This is a genomic window from Sphingomonas limnosediminicola (assembly GCF_039537965.1).
Lineage (GTDB): Bacteria > Pseudomonadota > Alphaproteobacteria > Sphingomonadales > Sphingomonadaceae > Sphingomicrobium > Sphingomicrobium limnosediminicola.
Genome location: NZ_BAABBM010000001.1, coordinates 2,029,494 through 2,048,927, shown reverse-complemented (window position 1 = coordinate 2,048,927; position 19,434 = coordinate 2,029,494). Strand labels below are relative to the sequence as shown.

The following is a 19,434-nucleotide window of genomic DNA, read 5'->3' as shown; positions in this document are numbered from 1 at the left end:
CAATGGCGGGGCCATCTGTTTTGGCCGGCGCGAGTCAGCGGTACAAAGTCGAAATTAGAGCTCTACCGTGAACGAGCCGTTCAGCGGCACCGCAGCCCATTTTTCCGATAGGTCGTCGAGCCTCGCGCGGATCGCTTCGACGTCCGCAACCGACACAGGCGCGGCCGGATGGCCGCGAGCGTCGCAGGCCAACTCGTAGCTCGCGAGCAACTCCTCCGCCGGCACGCGCCCGCCCCACATCTCCGCCTGGAAGTTCTCGACCAGCCGCTCGACCGCTTCTTCGGCGTCGCCGCCGGTCGTTGTGAAGCTCGCAGCCTCTCCTTCCGCGACCATCGTGAGGAAGCCGCGATGGGCGAGCGTACTTTCGATGGCATAATGAATCATGTCGTGCGGGATGATGCCCTGCTTCGGGCATTTGATCGTCTCGGTCAGCCGCCCCTCGCGCTCGATCGCGAGGTCGTCATATTTTCCGCCGCGCTTGGTGAAGATAAGCTTCATTGGCCTCTCGCCGCTTCGATCGAAGCCGCGTTCGAAGCGGAATTGCGTTTGTCGTCAAGAGTCGCGGAAGAAAGACGAACGACGCTCTGGCGGCGAACGCGGCGAGTTGGCAGAGAGGCCGCATGTCAGTGACGAAAGTAGCCATGCTCACGGCGGGCGGTCTGGCGCCTTGCCTGTCTTCCGCCGTCGGCGGATTGATCGAACGGTACAGCGAGATCGCGCCGGACGTGCAGATCATCGCCTATCGCAACGGATATGCCGGCCTTCTGACCGGCGACAGCGTCGAGGTAACCGACGCTGTGCGAGCCGTGGCGGGTCGGCTTCACGCCTTCGGCGGGAGCCCGATCGGGAACAGCCGGGTCAAGCTGACGAACGTCAAGGACTGCGTGAAGCGCGGGTTGGTGAAGGAAGGCCAGGATCCGTTGCACGTGGCCGCCGAGCAGCTGAGCCGCGACGGCGTTCACGTTCTTCACACGATCGGCGGCGACGACACCAACGGCACGGCCGCCGACCTTGCCGCCTACCTGCGCCGCAACGGTTATCAGCTTACGGTCGTCGGACTGCCCAAGACGATCGACAATGATGTCGTTCCGATCCGTCAGTCACTCGGCGCGTGGACGGCCGCCGAGCAAGGCGCGATCTACGCGCGCAACATCATCGCCGAACATTCGTCTAACCCGCGCATGCTGGTCGTGCATGAGGTCATGGGACGTCACAGTGGCTGGCTCACCGCGGCCACCGCGCTTGCCCACCACCGGTGGGTCAAGGGCGCGAACTTTGCCGAATGGCTTGAGAACAGTGCCGCACGCTGGGATGCGCATGCGGTGTTCGTTCCCGAGCGGCCGTTCGACATCGCCGAGGAAGCGAAGCGGCTGCGCACGATCATGGACACGCAGGACGGCGTGAACCTGTTCATTTCGGAAGGCGCCGGCGTGAGTGAGATCGTCGCGGCGATGGAGGCTGCGGGCGAGGACGTGCCGCGTGACCCGTTCGGCCACGTCCAACTCGACAAGGTCAACCCTGGCCAATGGTTCGCCAAGCAATTCGCGGCCGAGCTCGGCGCCGACAAGGTGCTGGTCCAGAAGAGCGGATATTTCGCGCGGTCGGCGGCCCCCAACGACGCCGACCTGGCGCTGATCCGGGAATGCACCACGCTTGCGGTCGATGCGGCGCTGCGCGGTGAGTCCGGCGTGGTTGGTCAGGACGAGGAGCGCGGCGATGAGCTGCGCGTGATCGAGTTCGAGCGCATTGCCGGCGGTAAGCCGTTCGACCCAACCGTGAGCTGGTTTACCGACCTTCTGCGGGAGCTAGGCCAGGCCTGAGCGCGTTGGGGTCCGGTGCCAGCCGAGCCTCCCCGTACGCCTGACAAGCGTTACATCGTTGTTGAGGGCCGTGCCGGGCCCCGGCTGTGGCGCGCTTCCATCCCAAGTCTGTCGGCGGAAACTCGCGAGGCTTTAGTGAAGAAGCTAATGTTGGCGCGCCGTGCGATCCGGCACGCCCGTGGCGATGGGGAGGCACTGGCGCAGGCACGCAATGACGTCGACGAAGCGAAGCGCGCACTAGGGGAGCGTGGGTCGGTTTGGTGGGACGACGGTGCCCCCGACCTCAATCGCCGGCTCATTCGCAATTCACCGTACCGTGATTGGTATGCCGAGCTCGTGGGCAAGTCCTAAACTGCATCATTGTGCTGCGTTTCGTGATATTGCGGGCCTCCCTAAAACGAGGGAGTCGGCCCATGATGCGTACCGTCTTTGCGGCTATCATCCTCTGCGCGCCGATTGTGGCCACGGCGCAAACCGTCAGCATCGAAAATGCGAATGCTTCCGTGAAGCCGCCGCCGCTGCCGGAGAACGATCTTAACAAGATCATCTGCGAAAAGGTGGAGCGAACGGGCAGCAGGCTCGCCATCGAGAAAGTGTGCCTCACAGTGCTCGAGTGGCAAGAGCGCCGCGAGGTTCAGCGGCACGATTTCGAAAGCGTGCAGCGCATCGCCAACCAGGAGCCGTCCGACCCGGGAGCGATGGCGTCGCCCCGCTGATCGACAACGCAAAGAAGGAGAGAAGGTCATGAACCATAAGCTTCCGCTGATCACTTTGGGCATCGTCGCCGCAAGTTCGCCGCTCAGGGCGCAGCCAGAAGTGGCGCCAGCGTCAGTTGCGCCGAGCGCGCCCGCGGACGCGCGCTATTGCCTGCGTGTCGATCCGATCATCGGCAGCCGGATGGAAACCATCCAATGCCGCACCCGCGACGATTGGGCATCGCTCGAAGTCGACGTCGACCAGGAGTGGGCCGACAATGGCGTCAGGGTCATCGGCCCAGGCGGCATGCCCGCCTAATTAAAGCAGTTTAATTTGATTTGACCGACTCGGACGGCGCGGAGCAATGGCTCCGCGACCGCCAGTATGTTGCGTACGGCGTTCTCCTGCGGCCGATTACAGCGTCCTTCCCCGCTCTATCGAACAGGAGACCCCTATGCCCGGGCCATGTCCGTCGGTCGTCCGTCGCCACCTTCTCTCCTCCGCTTTCGTCGGCGCATTGATGTTGATGCTTCCGGCGACCGCCGCTGACGCCGCGCCGGGTTCGCCGGGCGGGCCGAGCGGGGAAACCCTGAGCCCGGCGCCGGCACCAAGCGATGCCAGTTCAGCAGCGGGCTCGCGCGCCATCATCGGCGCAGCCGCGAGCTTCGCACCTGCGGACGATCCGTCGATCAGGCCGTTCAAATATCATGCCTCCGACGCGGAGCTCGCCGACCTGAAACGACGCGTACGCGCGACCCGATGGCCGACCCGGGAGCTGGTGCCGGACGACACGCAGGGCGTGCAGCTTGCGACCATGCAAAAGCTCGCAGCTTATTGGGCGGACCAATATGACTGGAGGAAGGTCGAAGCGCGGCTGAACGCGCTACCGATGTTCGTTACCAACATCGACGGCGTCGACATCCATTTCATCCACGTGAAGTCGAAGCTGCCAAATGCCCTTCCGATCATCATCACGCACGGATGGCCGGGGTCGATCATCGAAGAGCTCAAGATCATCGATCCGCTCACCAATCCCACCGCGCACGGCGGCAAAGCGGAAGATGCTTTCGACGTCGTGATCCCGTCGCTGCCCGGCTACGGCTTTTCCGGAAAGCCGACCGAGCTTGGTTGGGAGCCGGTGCGCATTGCGCGGGCATGGGCGGCGCTGATGGACCGCCTCGGCTACAAGAAGTTCGTCGCGTCCGGCGGCGATTGGGGAGACCCCGTCACCGAACAATTGGCGGTCAATCACTCCGATCACGTGCTCGGCGTCCATCTGAACATGCCTTCGGCGGTGCCGCCAGAAATCTTCGCGGCCATTCAGGGCGGCCCGACGCCGGCCAACTTGTCGCCCGACGAGAATTATGCACTCGACCAGCTGAAATTCTTCTTCAGCAAGGGCCTGGGATACGCGCAGGAAATGACCCTTCGGCCGCAGACGCTATACGCGCTGGAGGATTCGCCGATCGGACTGGCGGCCTGGATCCTCGACCATGACAAGGAAAGTTACGAGCTGATTGCGCGGGTGTTCGACGGCACGCAAGAAGGCCTGACCCGCGACGATATTCTCGACAATATCACGCTCTACTGGCTGACGGGAACGGCCGTGTCGTCCGCGCGGCTTTACTGGGAAAACAAGCTGGCATTCTTCAAGCCGCAAGGGATCAGGATCCCGGTCGTCATCAGCGCGAACCCGACGGAACTTTACCAGGTTCCGGAGAGCTGGGCCAAAGCCGCCTTCCCGAAGCTGATCTATTACAAGCGTCATCCGAAGGGCGGCCACTTCGCGTCATGGGAGCAACCGCAATTCTGGACGGAAGACGTTCGTGAAGGCTTCAGGTCGCTGCGTTGAGTCAGGCTTGGGCTGCAGTCGTACCGTGATCCGTCGTGTCGGAATGTTCGAAATTGCGGGGCAGGCAATGGATCGAAGACTGTTCGTTGTCGCCGCCGCAACGGCGGTTAGCACTGGCGCAATCGGTCGAACGGTGACTGTATCCCCCGCCCTACCGGCCGCGCTGAAACAGGTGAAAGCCGGCGACCTCGACGTCGCTTTCGGGGACGCCGGCCCGACTGACGGCCGACCAGTCGTGCTGCTTCATGGCTGGCCGTACGACATCCACAGCTTCGACGAGGTGGTGCCGCTGCTGACAATGCAGGGGTTCAGAGTGATCGTGCCCTATTTGCGCGGATACGGCCCGACGCGATTCCTATCGGCGGAGACCATGCGTAACGGACAGCCGGCTGCGCTGGCGAGCGATCTCGTGGCGCTGCTGGACGCATTGAAGCTGCAGCGCGCGATTCTGGGTGGGTTCGATTGGGGCGCGCGTACGGCGGACATTGTTGCGGCTGTGTGGCCGGAGCGCGTAGCGGGACTGGTGGCGGTCAGCGGTTATCTGATCGGGAGCCAGGACGCGGGCAAGCAGCCGCTGCCGCCGAAGGCCGAGCTGCAATGGTGGTATCAATTCTACTTCGCGACCGAGCGCGGGCGGCTCGGCTATGAGCAGAACCGGCGCGCTTTCTCGAAGCTGATATGGACGCTGGCATCCCCGCAATGGCGGTTCGACGACGCCACATTCGATCGTTCGGCGGCGGCGTTCGACAACCCGGACCACGTCGCAGTCGTCATCCATAATTACCGTTGGCGGCTTGGCCTTGCAGATGGCGAGCGCCGGTTCGACGAGATCGAGAGCAGACTTGCGACCTCGCCGACCATCGGCGTGCCTGCAATCACCATGGAAGGCGATGCCAATGGCGCGCCGCATCCTGCACCCGAGGTATATCGCGCGAAGTTCACGGGTAGGTACGAACACCGGACGGTGACGGGCGGCATCGGACATAATCTTCCGCAGGAAGCGCCGCGCGATTTCGCGAAGGCGATCGTCGACGTGGCTAACGCCTGACCAACACGGCGATTTACCGTCCATAGTGCACCATTCGGTAACGATGTTTGCGCCATAAGCGCCGTGCGTGATCACGGAGCGTGTGTGCATGAATATTCGTGCGAAGATTTTCGGCGGCTCGCCGCTTGTAGAAGACCCGATTTTGGGGACCAAGAAGCCCAAGGGCGCCAAGGCCGGCAATCTGGACAGCGTGGAGATGCCGCGTGAGGCGGGTCATCGCATCAACTCGCGCGGCGAAGACCGCCATCGCGTTATCGACAAGAGCGCGCGTGTCACGCACAAGAACAAGTCGCGCGAGGTCCAGTTGGTCAACGTTTCAGGCGGCGGCGCGATGATCTCTACGACCGTCAAGCTGGTGCCGTGGGACCGGCTGGAACTGCACCTGGGACCGAACGGTACGATCGAATGTTCGGTGCTGTGGGTGAAAGACGGACGCGCAGGCCTCGAATTCGCGCATGAAACTCACCTCGATTGCTCGGCCAACGAGCAGGCACAGGTTCTCCGCGAAGTGATCAAGCAGAACTTCCCCGAAGTTCAATACCGGGCGTGCGAAAAGCAGGACGAGGTCAAACCCGCTGAGACGATCGACGACCAGCGCAGCGACCGCCGCCATCCGCTGATCTGGTCGGGTACGCTCCACTACGATTACGAAAGCACGCCGGTCAGGCTACGCAATATTTCGCAAATGGGCGCTACGATCGAAACGTCGCTGAAGATCGAGCCGGGCGCGGAGCCTTTGCTCGACCTTGGTGAAGCCGGCACCGTGTTCGGCGTCGTCGCATGGTCGATCGGCGACCAGGTCGGCCTGACTTTCAAAGAGCCGTTCGACCTGTCGGCGCTCGCCAAGTCGCGGCCGCGCGTTGCGCCGTCCAAATGGCAGCCGCCGTCGCATATTCTGAAGAGCATGCGCGCTGGCGCGCCCGAACCCGACCGCTGGGATCGTTTGTCGCTCAACGAGCTCAATGACGAGCTCGAAGGCTTCCTCAAGCACTAGAAGAACCAGGCGATGGATTGGAGCAATCAGTTCGAGAAGCAGGCGGAAGCCGACAGCAGCGAGGGCGCCGCGCCCGATCGCCGCTCGCACCGCGCGCCGGTTCTCCTTGCTGGAACGGTCGAGGTGCTTCGCCGCCGGAAGCAGGTGAAGATCCGCAACTTCTCTGAAGATGGCGCCCTGATCGAGGGCGATTGCCTGCCGAAGGAAGGCACGATGACGCGGTTCGAACGCAACGACCTGAAGCTGTCGGCCCAAGTCGTTTGGGTCCAGGGCCGCTATGCCGGGCTGAAGTTCGAGCGTCCGCTGGGTCCCGAGGAAGTGCTTCGCTACGTCCCCGCGCCGCGGGCCAAGATGGAATCAAGCTACAAGCGGCCCGGCCTCGCCTGCCGGCCGCTGTCGTCTTACGAACGCAAGATGATCGAGAGCTGGATGGTCACGGCGCCGATGGTGCCGGACTGAACGCCTACACCTTCGCCGGCGCCTTGCCGGGAAGGATCACGACATCGTCACCGGCCTTCACCACGCTGAAGAGCTTCGCCGCGAAGGCGAGTGGGACGCCAATGCAGCCGTGGGTAGCATAGCCCCAGCGGACGTTGCTGCCGTGGATCGAGACGCCGTCGCCGGTCAGGCGCAAGGTGTAGGGCATCGGCGCCTGGTCGTATGTCGCCGAATGATGGTCCTTCAGCTTCGCCTGGATCGGGAACTTGCCGACCGGCGTCTCCTTCGATTCCGCGCCGTAGAGGATGACGGCTGTACCGATTTCATGCCCTGAACGGAAGACGGAGATGATTTGCGATTTGAGGTCGATGCGCACCCAGGTCGGGCCGGCAGGCACGCCTTTCTCGTCCCAGCGGAACTCGCCGTAGGTCAGCGGGGAGCGGACATCGAGCATTGTCTTGACCGGGCGATCGAGCAGACCCGAGGCCATCGCCTGATGCAGATCGGCCGGCGTTACAACAACGCGCCCGGGCATCAGCGCGGGCGCGGTAACAGCAGCATGGACGGGCATGGCTGGCTTCAGCGCCTGAGGCAGCGAAATTGCGGCCGCGCCGCCGCCGGCTAAGCCGAGGACGGCGATGAGGACTGCCTCTAAGCGCATCTTAGCTCGTCGCGAACTGGGCCGCGCGCGACCGAGTGCGGCGCGATGCCCAGCCGATGAAGCCGAAGCCGAACAGCATGGTCAGCCATGTGCCCGGCTCGGGAACTGCGGGGATCACGGGCGGCTTCTCTGGAGGTGTGTCCGGCGGGGTCACGGTGCCGCCTCCGCAGCAACCGCCGCCGCCAGGGACGATGACGTTGCCGCCGGGCGTCGACAGGATCGGCAGCCCGATCGGCGGAGCCGCAAACGCCAGCAGTTCTGGAGTTGGCACCGGTGCCATCGCCGCCTGCACGATCGGCGGCGGCGCGGGCGTCGCGAGGACGGCCGACAGCACCTTGGGAACCTCGGGCGTCTCACGCTCGGCGAGGACACGGTGATGCTTTGTCTTGGTCAGTTGCGCTTGCGTGCGTTCCCCCGGCGAACGGTCGCTCAGCATTTCCATGAAGCTCTTCGCGCGATCGGTCGCCGCGTCGGCGAGATCGACGCGGGCGAAAGTGGCCAGCGACAGCGCGGATCCGAAAGCGAGCAATAACGCGCCGGCAGTCGTCATCACGAGCGGACGACGGCCGCGCAGGATCGGCTTTCGGCCGACTACTGCCTTTCGCCTGTGCGTCCTCACGCTCTTCATCTTTTGCGTCGCCCCTGTGGTCAAACTCGGCGCGGGCGCCAATCCTACGCGTTACGACGATTAACTACTGATTAAGGTTCCGCATCAACTTCCGATTAAACGCTGCCCCAATGTGGAGCAGCGGAATCAGCGGAATTGCTTCACCAGCACAGGCAAGGCAGCCAATATGGGTAACCAAGCGTTGACCATGTTGGCGTTCGATTTAAGTTAAGGCAAGCAGATCCGGGAGGATTTGCATCGTGCGGAGGCAGATTTCGGTGGCGAGAAAACATCTTTGCTTAACCATTATTGCAGCCATGGCTGGACCGGCGTTCGCTGCTCCTGCGGGAGGCGATATCCGGACCACGACCAAGGCCGCTGACCCGCTGATACGTTGCTTCGCCGAATCTCAGGATCGCGCTTCGACGCCCTGGTCGTTCATTCCCAAGGAAAGCGGCGGCGGCACCTTCTCCAACGCTGGCGCGCCCAACGTGCGTTCGCCTTATTACGTCGATGTCGCGGATCGCGGCGTGACGCGCGTGATCCGTGTCGAGGCCGCGTCGGACGACGACGCTGCGCGCACCCGTCTGCTGTCGGCAATCGACAGCTGCATCTAAGCCTGGCCGCTTCATTCATCGAAAATCCATGCCGGCAGGCGCACCGCCGTTGCGCTAAGCGGCGGCGCGGCTAAGTTCTCGCGTCGCCACGGGAACTGATTTCGCCGGAGAAAAGCCAAAACATGCACGGATTTGGACGCGTCGCCCTGCTGGTCGCGGCGACATCGCTGACCGCCCCTGCCCTGTCGGCCCCAACTCTTGCACCGGGGAAGTCGGTCCCGATCCCGACCCTCGTCCGTCAGGTCTCGATTCCGCATTCCAGCTTCAAGCTGGCGAACGGCCTCACTGTCATCGTCCATGAAGACCATAAGGCGCCCGTCGTCTCGGTCGCCGTTTGGTATAATGTCGGGTCGAAGGACGAGCCCAAGGGCAAGACCGGCTTCGCTCATCTGTTCGAGCATCTGATGTTCAACGGCAGCGAGAATCTGCCGGGCGACTATTTCACCTATCTGCAGCAGGTCGGCGCCACGGATTACAACGGCACCACCTCCTACGACCGCACCAACTATTTTGAATCGGTCCCCACCGGGGCGCTCGAGCGCGCGCTGTTCATGGAAAGCGACCGCATGGGCCATTTGCTCGGCGCGGTGACGCAGGGCGTGATCGATAACCAGCGCGGCGTCGTGCAGAATGAGAAGCGCCAAGGCGACAGCCGCCCGGGCGGGCTCGTGCAGTACGAATTGTTCGGAAAGCTCTTCCCGCCCGGACACCCCTATCACCACACAACCATCGGCTCGATGGCCGACCTCGACGCGGCGAGCCTTGAGGACGTGAAGCAGTGGTTCCGCGACCGCTACGGACCCAACAACGCGGTGCTGGTGCTTGCGGGCGACGTCACCGAGGCGCAAGCGCGGCCGCTGGTCGAGAAATATTTCGGCGCGATCCCCGCTGGGCCGGTCAATCACCCGGCGATGGCAAGCGTCCCCCGGCTGACCAAGCCGGTGTCGGTCGCGATGAAGGACCATGTCGCGATGACAATCATCCAGCGCTACTGGCCGGTGCCGGGCTTGCTGGACAAGCAACTGGCCGCGCTCGACATCGGTGCGTCGGTGCTTGGCGGACTTGCCAGCTCGCGCCTCGACAAGATGCTGGTGCGCAACGAGAAGATCGCCGTTGCGGTCAGCGCAAGCCTGTCGCCGCTTCAGCGCGCGGGCATGTTCAACGTCAGCGCCTATGTGACGCCCGGCGTCGATCCCGCAAAGGTGTCGAAGCGGCTCGACCAGATCATGGCCGATTATATCGCAAAGGGGCCGACGAAGGACGAAGTCCAGCGCGCGGTAATGAGCGAAGTGTCGGGCCGTATTCGCGGGCTCGAGAAGGTCGGCGGTTTCTCGGGCAAGGGCCAAACGCTCGCCGAGGGACAGGTCTACGCGGGCGACAGCGACTTCTACAAGAAGACGCTTGCTACCTATGCCGCGATCACGCCGGAGGCAGTGCGGACGGCGATGCAGCAATGGCTGCGGCGGCCCGCACTGACAATCACGCTCGCGCCCGGTGAGCGGCCTGCCTACGACGAAGCCAAGACGGCCGAGGTCAAGCCGGCGCCGAAGGAAGCGGGCGTCGTGAAGGGTAATCGCCAGATCCCGCCGGTCGGCCAGCTTGCCGCCCTCGACTTCCCGCCGATCGTTCATACGCAACTGTCGAACGGGATGCCGGTCGTCTACGCGCAGCGCACGACGGTTCCGGTGACCCAGATTTCGATGTCGTTCGATGCCGGGTCGGCGTCGGACTCGCCTCAACAGCGCGGGCTCGCGTCGATGGCGATGGACCTGCTCGACGAAGGAACGTCGAAGCTGACTTCGCAGGAAGTGGCAGAGACGGAAGAGCGGCTGGGCGCCGATGTCAGCGCGACCAATGCTGGAGACCGGTCGTACGTCATGCTGAATGCGCTGACGCCAAACCTCGCGCCGTCGCTCGACCTGATGGACGATGTCGTGAAGGACGCGGCATTCCGCGATGACGACATCGCCCGGCTTCGCACGCAGTGGCTGACCGGCATCGCGCAGGAGCAGAAGGACCCGACGCGCGTCGCCAACCGGCTGCTGCCGACGGTGCTTTATGGCGCCAACCACCCTTACGGCGGTCCGCCGGGCGACCCCAAGGCGATCGAGAAGTTCAGCCGGGCGGACTTCGTCAACTTCGAGCAGCGCTGGCTGCGTCCCGACGCGGCGAAGATCTTCATCGTGTCCGACAAGCCGCTTGCCGAAGTTCAGCCTCTGCTCGAGGCCCGTTTCGGCAAATGGGCCCCACCCGCCACGCCGAAGGGTGTGAAGACCTTCATCGCCACACCTGCGCGCGCGACGGCGCCGAAGATCCTGCTGATCGACCGTCCGGGTTCGCCGCAGTCGAGTATCGTCGGCGGACAGTTGCTGCCGATCGATCCGCGGGCGGACGTCGTGCCGTTCGATACCGCCAACGACGTGCTCGGCGGCACATTCCTGTCACGCCTCAACATGGACCTTCGCGAGACCAAGGGATGGTCATACGGCGTCAGCGGCGACTCCTCGGTCGTCGAGCATGCCGTGCCTTATGTCGTGTCGGCGCCGGTTCAGGCGGATCGTACCGGCGAGGCGCTTGCCGCGATGAATGCCGACATCGTCTCGTTCCTGACGACTAAGGGTATTACCGAGGAGGAGCGCGACCGCACCATCGCCAACAACATCAACCGCCTGCCTGGCCAGTTCGAGACCGCCGGTTCCTTGCTGAGCGCGATGATGAGCATGGATGTGCTGAAGCGACCCGATAATTATTACGAGACGCTCGCTGCGCGTTATCGCGCGCAGACCGTCGCTTCGCTCGACCAGGCCGCGCGCGCTGCACTCGACCCAAAGGGCTTCACGTGGATCGTCGTCGGCGACGCGGCCAAGATCCGGCCGCAGCTCGACAAGCTCGGCATGCCCATCGAGGTGGTGGAAGCGCCCTAAGCGATCAGTTGCGGGCGGCGCTGCCTTCGATCAGCTGGCGCAGCTGCTTTACGTAGACGCGGCCGGCAGGGAGTCGCTTGCCGTTGCGAAGCACGACCTCGGCGCTGCCGAGCTTCGCCTTGCGCACCTCGGCGATGGCTGACTTGCGGACGAGCCAGCGGCGATGGATGCGGACGAAAAGGTCGGGCTCGATGCGATCCTCGAACCGGCGGATCGATCCGCGCATGAGGTGCGATCCAGTCGCCGTATGGATCGCGACATAATCGTCTTCGCTGCTTACGAAATCGATGGCGTCGACCGGTACGCGAACGATGCCTGCCGAGCTCTTGAGCCAGAATTCGGTGTCGAAGGGACTGTCGCCGCTCTCCGCGCCGGAGCGGAGGTTGCGGATGATCTCCTGAAGCTCGGCGACGCGCTGTTCGGCATCGGTGGCGCGGAGTTGCTGCCCGGCGCGGGCGAGCGCTTGCGACAGGCGCGCGCGCTCGACGGGTTTCAGCAAATAGTCGGCGATCGCGCTGTCGAAGGCGCGGACCGCGAAATTCTCGAAGGCGGTGACGAAGATGACGGCCGGCGGATTGGCGCGGCGGCTGATCGCCTCGACCACCTCGAACCCGTTGCCGTCGCGCATCTTCACGTCGAGCAGGACGACGTCGGGGCTGAGCAGATCGATCTTTGTAAGCGCCTCGGCACAGCCGCCAGCTTCGCCGACATGGTCGATGTTGGGGATGGCGCGCAGCAAGAGGCTGAGCCGGCGAAGCGCGAGAGTCTCGTCGTCGACGCTGAGAACGCGCAGCGGGCTCACGCAAGCTCCAGCGGCAGGGTAAGCGCGACCTCGAAACCGCTGTCTGCGACGGGACCAGCGTGCAGATCCGCGTTCTCCGCGCCGTAGATGAGCTGGAGACGTTGGCGAATGTTGGCGAGGCCAATCCCCGTGCCGGTCTTGCCGCCGCCCTTGCCGCTGTCGCGCACCTTCAGGATTAACTGTGAGCCTTCAGCGCTAGCGTCGATCGCGATGGTCGCCGGCGGCGGTGCTCCGGCGACGCCATATTTCACCGCGTTCTCGACGATTGGCTGCAGTATCAGCGCGGGGACGCGCGCGCCCTCGAGTGCATCCGGCACACTGATATCGATGCGGAGGTCCGAGTATCGGAGTTGCTCGATCTCCAGATAGGCGCGCTGCAGCCCGATCTCCGCGGCGAGCGCGATCTTCTCGGTGGGATCGGCGGCGAGGCCGAGGCGCAGGAAGCGCGCAAGCTTTCCGACCATTTCCTCGGCCTGTTCGACCTTGCGGTCGAGGATCAGCGCGGACACCGAGTTCAGGCTGTTGAATAGGAAGTGCGGGTTGATCTGGCTGTGCAGCGCGCGGAGCTGCGCGACATGCTCGCGCTCGCGAAGGTCGGCGGATCGCTGCTGCTCCTCGCGAAGGTCGAAGCTGTAGGTCACGGCGAGGTAGAGACCAGACCAGGCGAGGAAGAACCAGGTCCAGAAGGAGATGGTGCGGATGACTGCGCTGCCGGTGATCTGAACGCTTCGCAGGGCCGGCTCCACGGACGCTTCGGCGAAAAAGCTGGTCCAGGCGAACGTTTCCGCGGCGATTGGCGCGACGATGACAAGGGCGATCAGCCGCTTGCGCGTCGTCGACAGGCCGGGACGCCGCAACAGCAGGTGGATAAGGAAGCACAGACCGAGGCCGGCGACGGTCGCGACGACCCGCATTCCCGTTAGCTCGAGCAAATGCGGGTTGCGGGACAATGCGGTGCCGAGCGTCAGTAGAACAAGATTCGAGCCCCAGAAGATCAGCGTCAGCCACAGCAAGGCACGTGTGCGCCGCGTCCTGAGACCACGCGCGCTATCGTCGAGCGCGAACTTGTCGGCCACGTGAACAGCAGGATCGACAGCCAGGCTTTTCATGCGCCGCAATTTGCGCTGCCGCCGAGCCGCTGTCGATTGCCATTCGGCTGCTAAGAACCGACGTTCGGCGACATCAGGAACGTTTAGCTGCGAGCATTTGCAGCCCGACAGCAAGCCGGTTCATCCGCGCTCCTCTCAGTTGGACACTGGCCGCCTCCCAAGGAGGGCAGCCGATGCGAAACATTGCCGGATCAACGGGCCCCCGCGTGATCCGGGCTGCCCTCATTGGGGGAGTCGTGGCGGGCGCGATCGACATCACCTACGCCATCGTCGCAAGCGCGGCGAAGGGCGTCAGCGCAGCAAGGGTGCTTCAGTCGGTCGCCAGCGGCCTGTTCGATCGCGCAGCCTTCGAGGGCGGGACAGCGACGGCCGTGCTTGGAGCATTGCTCCATTTCGCCATGACGATCGTGATGGCGGTGCTGTTCATCGCAGCCGCGCGGTCCCTCCGACAGGTGCGGCAGAACCTTGTCGTCGCGGGCCTGCTGTACGGCGCCGCCATCTACTTCGCGATGCGCTGGATCGTCGTTCCCGCGTCGAATTTCCCCGGCGACCTACGGACGGTGCGCTGGACGGAACTGATCGTGCATATGGTCGGCGTCGGGCTGGTCATCGCGCTTGCCGGCCGGTGGCTGGGCGCGATCCCCGACGAGCCGCGTACCGCGTCTCTCCGCCGCGCCTGAACAGCCAATGGGAAGTTTCGCCAGCATCAGGAAGGGCGACCACGCCGACGCCTGGACGGCATTCTGGGACGAGCAAAGTCCGGATTCGCGCTGCCTGCAGGGTGCGTCTCCCGCCGTCCGGCAAGCCCTCAGCAATCATTGGCAGGCTTTTGCGGCCAAGCTTCCCCTTGCCGCGACGGTCCTGGACATCGGCTGCGGCAAAGGTGCCGCGGCGCGCAGCCTAGCCAGCGCCCGCGGCGATATTCGGGTGGTGGGGATCGACACCGCGCGCGTGCAAGGATCGCCGCATCCCCAGATCGAGATTTGGGGCGAAACGCGTGCCGAAGAGCTCCCGCGCGCGGACGCGAGCCTGGACGCGGCGATCAGCCAGTTCGGCTTCGAATACAGCAACGTCCCGATCGCCACGAAGGAACTCGCCCGCGTTCTTCGCCCCGGCGCGCGCATGTCGTTAGTCGTGCACCATTCGGCGAGCGTCATCGTCCGCCGCGAGCGAGCGCATGGCGAAGCGCTGGACGAGCTTGGCAGCGCGCGAGCCCAGCGTGCGTTCCTGGCCCGCAACATTCCGTGCCTGGTCCGTATTCGCGATAGCTTCCCGGACGACCAGACCGTCATGTTCGCGGCCAATTGCCTGGCGTCCCGTTCAATGGGGACGGACGACCAGCGCCGTCAGATATGGAGCGCGGTGATGGATGCACTCGCGCCTGACAGGACGCTGTCGGCGGCGCTCGAGGGAAGTTGCGTTGCTCCGGCGGCGATTGACGATTGGCTGGAGCCGCTGCGCGAGCAATTCAGGCTTGCGCAGCCGGAATTGCTGCTCGCTGCGGGCGAAGTACTGGCGTGGAGGATCGAAGGGGTGCGCGTTTAGCGGCGGACGAGGGTGACGTGGCCCATCTTTCGGCCGGGTCGCGCTTCGCCCTTGCCGTAGATATGGACGTGCGCGCCTTCTTCCGCGACCAGTTGCGGCCAGCGGTCGAGGTCGCCGCCGATAAGGTTGTCCATTACTGCGCCGCTGCCGGAGAGATCCGTCGCGCCTGGCGGAAGGTCGCAGATCGCGCGGATATGCTGCTCGAATTGTGAGGTGATCGCACCTTCGATCGTCCAATGGCCGCTGTTGTGAACGCGCGGAGCGATCTCGTTGACCACCGGTCCGTTTTCGCTGGCGAAGAATTCCACCGTGAGCACGCCGATGTGGCCAAGCGCTTCGGCGATCTGCAGCGCAGCCTCGCGCGCCTCGGCAATTTGGAGCGCGACCGTTTCGCTGCTTGGGACGGTGGAACGGCGCAGAATACCGTCGCGATGCTCGTTCTCCGCCGAATCCCAGAACGCGTATCGCCCATCTTGCCAGCGGGCGATGATGACGGAGAATTCGGCCGCGAAATCGACGCCGGATTCGGCCACCGCGGGCTCTTCGCTGATCGATTTCCAGGCTTCTTCGGCTTCGTCGACCGCACGGATCCATGCCTGCCCCTTGCCGTCATATCCGTAACGGCGGGTCTTGAGGACAATCGGCAAGCCGAGCTCACCAACCGCCGCGTGGACTTCTTCTAGTGACAAGACCTCGCGCCACGACGCGACGCGCCCCCCACACTTCTCGATGAAGCTCTTTTCGGATCCGCGGTCCTGCGCCACAGCAAGCGACTTGGCTCCGGGCCGCAGCTTGTCGCCGAGGCCTTGCAACGGCTCCACGGCGAGGTTTTCGAATTCGTAGGTGACGACGTCGACGCTCTGCCCGAAGCGCTCAATCGCCTCCCGGTCGTTGAAGGCGGCGCGGGTGAAGTGCGCCGCGACGTCGGTCGCACAGGGCGCGTCATGCGGGTCGAAAATGTGGCATTTGTAGCCGAGCTGGGCGGCCGCGACGCTGAGCATGCGGCCGAGCTGACCGCCGCCGATGATGCCGATCGTGCTGCCCGGAGGAATCGTCATTCAGGTGCTTCGACGACCGATCCCGTTTGCTGTTCCCGCCACGCCTCCAGCTTCGCCGCAAGCGCGTCGTCGCTCGTCGCGAGGATGGCCGCGGCGAGCAGCGCGGCATTGATGGCGCCCGCCTTGCCGATGGCTAGGGTTCCGACCGGTACGCCGGCGGGCATCTGAACGATCGACAGCAAGCTATCCATGCCCTTCAGCGCCTGGCTTTCGATCGGGACGCCAAGCACCGGCAGCGAGGTCATCGACGCCGCCATTCCAGGTAGATGCGCGGCGCCACCCGCACCGGCGATGATCACCTTCAGGCCCCGCTCCTTCGCCGAGGAGGCATAATCGTAAAGCCGCTGAGGCGTCCGGTGAGCCGAAACGACCTTCTTTTCATGCTTTATTCCGAGCGCGTTCAGGGTGTCGGACGCATGCCGCATGGTTTCCCAGTCGGAGCTGCTTCCCATGATGATCCCGACAGGCCCAGCCGTCATCGTCCCGCCTTGAAACAATGGAAGAGTGGAGGCTCGTTTAGGGGGGCGAATCGGGCTAGGCAACGCGGCTATCAGGCCCGTGCCGGCTTTTCGTCCAAACGGGCCCTTGAAGGTGCTGCATTTTCAAGGCTTTGGAATCGCGCTATGACCATCATCACAACGGGGCAGGCTGGGGGCAATGTCTGACCAGGTAAGTGATGACGCGGATGTGCAGCGGTTAGTCGATGAGATCAGCCGTCTGCGCGGTCAAGTGGCGCAGCTGCAGGAGCGAGTCGAGCAACTCGATCGCCTGGCGCATCAGGACAGCCTGATCGACCTTCCGAATCGGCGCGGGTTCCTGCGCGAACTGGAGCGGCTGATAGCCCGCGTCAGCCGCTACGGCGCCACGGCAGCAATGCTTTATGTTGACGTCGACGGCCTCAAGGTCATCAACGATACGTTCGGTCACCGGGCGGGCGACCAGGCGCTGATCCAGGTCGCGGACCTGCTCGCCTCCGGCGTTCGCAAAAGCGACGTGGTCGCGCGTATCGGCGGCGACGAATTCGGCATCCTGCTCGAATGCGCCGAGGAGCAGAGCGCGCACGAGACCGCCGCGCGCCTGATCGACCAGATCGCGGCGTGCGAGGTCATCCACGAGGGCTTCTCGCTGCCGATGAGCGTGGCGATCGGCGTCGGCATGATCGAAGCGACCGACACGGCCGAGTTGGTCATGTCCCGCGCCGACGAGGAAATGTACCGCCGGAAAGCGGCGGCCTAAGCTTCGTCGAGGTAGTAGCGGCGCTCGACGCTCAAATCGTCGCGCAGATCGTAGACGATCGGCTTGCCGGTCGGGATTTCGAGGCCGACGATCTCGTCGTCGCTGATGTTCGACAGATATTTGATGATGCCGCGCAGCGAATTGCCGTGCGCAGCCACGAGCACCCGCTTGCCGGCGGTCAACGCGGGCGCGATCTCCTGCTCGTAATAAGGCACGGCGCGGGCGATGGTGTCCTTGAGGCTCTCGGTCAGCGGAGCGTCGATGCCGGCATAGCGACGGTCGTTCGAGACGTCATACTCGCTGCCGAGCTCGAGCGGCGGCGGCGGAATGTCGTAGGAGCGGCGCCAGACCTTCACCTGCTCGGCCCCGACCTTGTCGATCATTTCCTGCTTATTGAGGCCGGTCAGTCCACCGTAGTGGCGCTCGTTGAGGTGCCAGTTCTTGGCGACGGGAAGCCAAAGGCGATCCATCTCGTGCAGCGCGAGGTGAAGCGTGCGGATCGCGCGCGTCAAAACACTCGTGAAGCAGCAGTCGAAGTCGAGGCCCTTCTCGCGCATCAGTGAGCCTGCCATGCGCGCCTCGGTGACGCCGGTCTGGCTGAGGTCGACGTCCCACCAGCCGGTGAATCGGTTTTCGAGATTCCACTGCGACTGGCCGTGCCGCAGCAGCACCAGCGTCGGCATTAGGCGGTGACCTTCTCGCGAGTGTCCTGCTTCGCGCCCTTCGTCAGCTCGGGCAGGATCGCGTGGAGCGCGTCGAGGCAGGCGTAGGCCAAATATTTCGACCGCTGCGGCGACCAGCCATAGACTTCGTCGGGAAGGTCGAAATTGTCCTTGAATGGCATTTCCAGCGTCATCGACACGCAGCCGTAGCGCTCGGCCAGCTGGGTCGTGGACATCGACATGTTGGCCTGCCCCGGCGCCGGGATCTCATAGCCCTGGCTGCGCTGGAAATCAGGCGACAGGCGCTCGAGCGTTTCCCCGAACTTGCCGAACAGCTGCAGCTGGCGGTTCGTCAGCGACGGTATGCCTTCGAATCCGGCGAGGAAGTTGGCGGGGATCGCCTCGTCGCCGTGGACGTCCATCGCGAAGTCGACGCCGGTTTCGTCCATCGCGTTGCGGACGCACAGAACTTCGGGGCTTTTCTCAACCGAGGGCGCGTGCCACTCGCGATTCAGGTTCACGCCGGCGGCATTGGTGCGTAGGTGGCCGCGACGCGACCCGTCCGGGTTCATGTTCGGAACCACGTTGAACGTGCATTCCTTGCGGAGCACGCGCGCGACCGGATCGTCCTCGTCAGTCAGCTTTTCGAGCGCGCCTTCCATCCACCATTCGGCCATGGATTCGCCCGGGTGCTGGCGGGCGTAAAGCCAGACGGTGAGCGGCCCATTGCCGATCGTCAGGCAGTCGATGTCCTGCCCGTCGAGGCTCTTGCCGAGCGAACGATATTCGACGCCCGGGATGCCGGCCGTCTGGCTGACGAGGTCGTGGTGACGTTCCATTGAGTAAGGCGCGAAATAGGCGATCCAGACTACGTCCTGCGGCGGCGTCAGCTTCATAGTCAGGACGCCATTTGCGTAGCTCGTTTCAGTGATCCGAACCCACTCCTCGCGATCGAGGCTCATCACGCCTTTGTAGTCGGGCCAGCCATTCGGATAGGCCGAGCCGGCGCAATTGGTGATGCGCAGCGTGACCTCACGCCCCGCCGCGCCGGATACGCGGAAGTAGAACCATTGGTAGAAATCGCTGAGGTGATCCTTGACGATCTCCAGGTCGACGCTGTCGCCGTCCTGCCTGACGACGCTGATATTGCCCGCGTCGAACGAGCTGGAAATGTTGAGTGTCATGCCCTGTTACTCGGAACTGGTGAAGTTTGCGCGGCTGATAGTGCGCTGCCGCCGATTGGGCAAACCGGGGGGCAGCGCACCGCGACGCGATTCCCTGAACTGCTGACGTGAAAGGACGAATGCGGGCGACGCGCAGCTGCTAGGAAGCGCGCAACTGCACGTGCTCGCCCAAGGGAGGCTG

22 protein-coding genes are annotated in these 19,434 nt (G+C 64.2%); 13 read left to right on the top strand and 9 right to left on the bottom strand.

Going from position 1 to position 19,434, the window contains the following annotated elements; translation table 11 throughout:
* Window positions 1-54: 54 nt before the first annotated feature.
* Window positions 55-498, bottom strand: coding sequence for a hypothetical protein (locus ABD704_RS10390; RefSeq protein ID WP_344699607.1), 444 nt, complete (start codon window positions 496-498; stop codon window positions 55-57).
* Between the two features lie 122 nt (window positions 499-620).
* Here ABD704_RS10390 and ABD704_RS10385 point away from each other — a divergent pair, with 122 nt between their 5' ends.
* The 8 genes from ABD704_RS10385 to ABD704_RS10350 all read left to right on the top strand — a co-directional run bounded on the left by ABD704_RS10385 (window position 621) and on the right by ABD704_RS10350 (window position 6,869).
* Window positions 621-1,820 (top strand): pyrophosphate--fructose-6-phosphate 1-phosphotransferase, encoded by a 1,200-nt coding sequence (locus tag ABD704_RS10385; RefSeq protein ID WP_344699606.1) that lies wholly within the window; start codon window positions 621-623, stop codon window positions 1,818-1,820.
* Between the two features lie 150 nt (window positions 1,821-1,970).
* On the top strand, window positions 1,971-2,171 hold the full coding sequence (locus ABD704_RS10380) for a hypothetical protein (protein WP_425565427.1): 201 nt from the start codon (window positions 1,971-1,973) through the stop codon (window positions 2,169-2,171).
* Between the two features lie 62 nt (window positions 2,172-2,233).
* The gene (locus ABD704_RS10375; RefSeq protein ID WP_344699605.1) at window positions 2,234-2,536 is read left to right on the top strand and encodes a hypothetical protein; all 303 of its coding nucleotides are present in this window, start codon (window positions 2,234-2,236) and stop codon (window positions 2,534-2,536) included.
* Window positions 2,537-2,564: 28 nt separating this feature from the next.
* A complete protein-coding gene (locus ABD704_RS10370) occupies window positions 2,565-2,834 on the top strand; it encodes a hypothetical protein (RefSeq protein WP_344699604.1) in 270 nt (89 codons plus the stop codon).
* 136 nt (window positions 2,835-2,970) lie between these two features.
* Window positions 2,971-4,368, top strand: coding sequence for an epoxide hydrolase family protein (locus ABD704_RS10365; RefSeq protein WP_344699603.1), 1,398 nt, complete (start codon window positions 2,971-2,973; stop codon window positions 4,366-4,368).
* A gap of 25 nt (window positions 4,369-4,393) precedes the next feature.
* Complete coding sequence (locus ABD704_RS10360; RefSeq protein WP_425565426.1) at window positions 4,394-5,416, top strand: alpha/beta fold hydrolase; 1,023 nt, start codon at window positions 4,394-4,396, stop codon at window positions 5,414-5,416.
* 88 nt (window positions 5,417-5,504) lie between these two features.
* Window positions 5,505-6,410, top strand: a complete 906-nt coding sequence (locus ABD704_RS10355) for a PilZ domain-containing protein (protein ID WP_344699602.1) — start codon at window positions 5,505-5,507, stop codon at window positions 6,408-6,410.
* A 12-nt stretch (window positions 6,411-6,422) separates the two neighbouring features.
* The gene (locus tag ABD704_RS10350) at window positions 6,423-6,869 is read left to right on the top strand and encodes a PilZ domain-containing protein (RefSeq protein WP_344699601.1); all 447 of its coding nucleotides are present in this window, start codon (window positions 6,423-6,425) and stop codon (window positions 6,867-6,869) included.
* A 4-nt stretch (window positions 6,870-6,873) separates the two neighbouring features.
* Here ABD704_RS10350 and ABD704_RS10345 read toward each other — a convergent pair whose 3' ends face one another.
* Complete coding sequence (locus tag ABD704_RS10345; protein WP_344699600.1) at window positions 6,874-7,509, bottom strand: L,D-transpeptidase family protein; 636 nt, start codon at window positions 7,507-7,509, stop codon at window positions 6,874-6,876.
* Window position 7,510: 1 nt separating this feature from the next.
* The gene (locus tag ABD704_RS10340) at window positions 7,511-8,137 is read right to left on the bottom strand and encodes a PEPxxWA-CTERM sorting domain-containing protein (RefSeq protein ID WP_344699599.1); all 627 of its coding nucleotides are present in this window, start codon (window positions 8,135-8,137) and stop codon (window positions 7,511-7,513) included.
* 296 nt (window positions 8,138-8,433) lie between these two features.
* Here ABD704_RS10340 and ABD704_RS10335 point away from each other — a divergent pair, with 296 nt between their 5' ends.
* Both ABD704_RS10335 and ABD704_RS10330 read left to right on the top strand, forming a co-directional pair.
* The gene (locus ABD704_RS10335) at window positions 8,434-8,733 is read left to right on the top strand and encodes a hypothetical protein (protein WP_344699598.1); all 300 of its coding nucleotides are present in this window, start codon (window positions 8,434-8,436) and stop codon (window positions 8,731-8,733) included.
* A gap of 122 nt (window positions 8,734-8,855) precedes the next feature.
* Entirely contained in the window at window positions 8,856-11,657 is a 2,802-nt protein-coding gene (locus ABD704_RS10330; RefSeq protein WP_344699597.1) for a M16 family metallopeptidase, read from the top strand.
* A 4-nt stretch (window positions 11,658-11,661) separates the two neighbouring features.
* Here ABD704_RS10330 and ABD704_RS10325 read toward each other — a convergent pair whose 3' ends face one another.
* Both ABD704_RS10325 and ABD704_RS10320 read right to left on the bottom strand, forming a co-directional pair.
* Complete coding sequence (locus ABD704_RS10325; protein ID WP_344699596.1) at window positions 11,662-12,459, bottom strand: LytR/AlgR family response regulator transcription factor; 798 nt, start codon at window positions 12,457-12,459, stop codon at window positions 11,662-11,664.
* Entirely contained in the window at window positions 12,456-13,568 is a 1,113-nt protein-coding gene (locus tag ABD704_RS10320; RefSeq protein ID WP_344699595.1) for a sensor histidine kinase, read from the bottom strand. The genes ABD704_RS10325 and ABD704_RS10320 overlap by 4 nt, the downstream gene beginning before the upstream one ends.
* A gap of 173 nt (window positions 13,569-13,741) precedes the next feature.
* Between ABD704_RS10320 and ABD704_RS10315 the strand changes: the two genes are divergently transcribed.
* Both ABD704_RS10315 and ABD704_RS10310 read left to right on the top strand, forming a co-directional pair.
* Window positions 13,742-14,248 (top strand): hypothetical protein, encoded by a 507-nt coding sequence (locus ABD704_RS10315; protein ID WP_344699594.1) that lies wholly within the window; start codon window positions 13,742-13,744, stop codon window positions 14,246-14,248.
* 7 nt (window positions 14,249-14,255) lie between these two features.
* Window positions 14,256-15,113, top strand: a complete 858-nt coding sequence (locus tag ABD704_RS10310) for a class I SAM-dependent methyltransferase (RefSeq protein WP_344699593.1) — start codon at window positions 14,256-14,258, stop codon at window positions 15,111-15,113.
* Here the strand turns inward: ABD704_RS10310 and ABD704_RS10305 are convergent.
* Entirely contained in the window at window positions 15,110-16,171 is a 1,062-nt protein-coding gene (locus ABD704_RS10305) for a 5-(carboxyamino)imidazole ribonucleotide synthase (protein WP_344699591.1), read from the bottom strand. The genes ABD704_RS10310 and ABD704_RS10305 overlap by 4 nt on opposite strands.
* Window positions 16,168-16,650, bottom strand: a complete 483-nt coding sequence (gene purE, locus ABD704_RS10300; RefSeq protein WP_344699590.1) for a 5-(carboxyamino)imidazole ribonucleotide mutase — start codon at window positions 16,648-16,650, stop codon at window positions 16,168-16,170. The genes ABD704_RS10305 and purE overlap by 4 nt, the downstream gene beginning before the upstream one ends.
* A 178-nt stretch (window positions 16,651-16,828) precedes the next feature.
* Here purE and ABD704_RS10295 point away from each other — a divergent pair, with 178 nt between their 5' ends.
* Window positions 16,829-17,407 (top strand): GGDEF domain-containing protein, encoded by a 579-nt coding sequence (locus ABD704_RS10295; RefSeq protein WP_344699589.1) that lies wholly within the window; start codon window positions 16,829-16,831, stop codon window positions 17,405-17,407.
* Here ABD704_RS10295 and gpmA read toward each other — a convergent pair.
* Window positions 17,404-18,090: a 2,3-diphosphoglycerate-dependent phosphoglycerate mutase gene (gpmA, locus tag ABD704_RS10290; RefSeq protein WP_344699588.1), complete on the bottom strand. Its 687-nt coding sequence runs from the start codon at window positions 18,088-18,090 to the stop codon at window positions 17,404-17,406. The two genes, ABD704_RS10295 and gpmA, sit on opposite strands and share 4 nt — an antisense overlap.
* The gene (locus ABD704_RS10285; RefSeq protein WP_344699587.1) at window positions 18,090-19,253 is read right to left on the bottom strand and encodes a M14 family metallopeptidase; all 1,164 of its coding nucleotides are present in this window, start codon (window positions 19,251-19,253) and stop codon (window positions 18,090-18,092) included. Before ABD704_RS10285 ends, gpmA begins: the two co-directional genes overlap by 1 nt.
* Between the last annotated feature and the right edge of the window lie 181 nt (window positions 19,254-19,434).

Coding starts and splice junctions, on each gene's coding strand:
- ABD704_RS10390 (WP_344699607.1), bottom strand. CDS start 498: ATGAAGCTTATCTTCACCAAGCGCGGCGGAAAATATGACGACCTCGCG.
- ABD704_RS10385 (WP_344699606.1), top strand. CDS start 621: ATGTCAGTGACGAAAGTAGCCATGCTCACGGCGGGCGGTCTGGCGCCT.
- ABD704_RS10375 (WP_344699605.1), top strand. CDS start 2,234: ATGATGCGTACCGTCTTTGCGGCTATCATCCTCTGCGCGCCGATTGTG.
- ABD704_RS10370 (WP_344699604.1), top strand. CDS start 2,565: ATGAACCATAAGCTTCCGCTGATCACTTTGGGCATCGTCGCCGCAAGT.
- ABD704_RS10365 (WP_344699603.1), top strand. CDS start 2,971: ATGCCCGGGCCATGTCCGTCGGTCGTCCGTCGCCACCTTCTCTCCTCC.
- ABD704_RS10355 (WP_344699602.1), top strand. CDS start 5,505: ATGAATATTCGTGCGAAGATTTTCGGCGGCTCGCCGCTTGTAGAAGAC.
- ABD704_RS10350 (WP_344699601.1), top strand. CDS start 6,423: ATGGATTGGAGCAATCAGTTCGAGAAGCAGGCGGAAGCCGACAGCAGC.
- ABD704_RS10345 (WP_344699600.1), bottom strand. CDS start 7,509: ATGCGCTTAGAGGCAGTCCTCATCGCCGTCCTCGGCTTAGCCGGCGGC.
- ABD704_RS10340 (WP_344699599.1), bottom strand. CDS start 8,137: ATGAAGAGCGTGAGGACGCACAGGCGAAAGGCAGTAGTCGGCCGAAAG.
- ABD704_RS10335 (WP_344699598.1), top strand. CDS start 8,434: ATGGCTGGACCGGCGTTCGCTGCTCCTGCGGGAGGCGATATCCGGACC.
- ABD704_RS10330 (WP_344699597.1), top strand. CDS start 8,856: ATGCACGGATTTGGACGCGTCGCCCTGCTGGTCGCGGCGACATCGCTG.
- ABD704_RS10320 (WP_344699595.1), bottom strand. CDS start 13,568: ATGAAAAGCCTGGCTGTCGATCCTGCTGTTCACGTGGCCGACAAGTTC.
- ABD704_RS10315 (WP_344699594.1), top strand. CDS start 13,742: ATGCGAAACATTGCCGGATCAACGGGCCCCCGCGTGATCCGGGCTGCC.
- ABD704_RS10310 (WP_344699593.1), top strand. CDS start 14,256: ATGGGAAGTTTCGCCAGCATCAGGAAGGGCGACCACGCCGACGCCTGG.
- ABD704_RS10305 (WP_344699591.1), bottom strand. CDS start 16,171: ATGACGATTCCTCCGGGCAGCACGATCGGCATCATCGGCGGCGGTCAG.
- purE (WP_344699590.1), bottom strand. CDS start 16,650: ATGACGGCTGGGCCTGTCGGGATCATCATGGGAAGCAGCTCCGACTGG.
- ABD704_RS10295 (WP_344699589.1), top strand. CDS start 16,829: ATGTCTGACCAGGTAAGTGATGACGCGGATGTGCAGCGGTTAGTCGAT.
- gpmA (WP_344699588.1), bottom strand. CDS start 18,090: ATGCCGACGCTGGTGCTGCTGCGGCACGGCCAGTCGCAGTGGAATCTC.
- ABD704_RS10285 (WP_344699587.1), bottom strand. CDS start 19,253: ATGACACTCAACATTTCCAGCTCGTTCGACGCGGGCAATATCAGCGTC.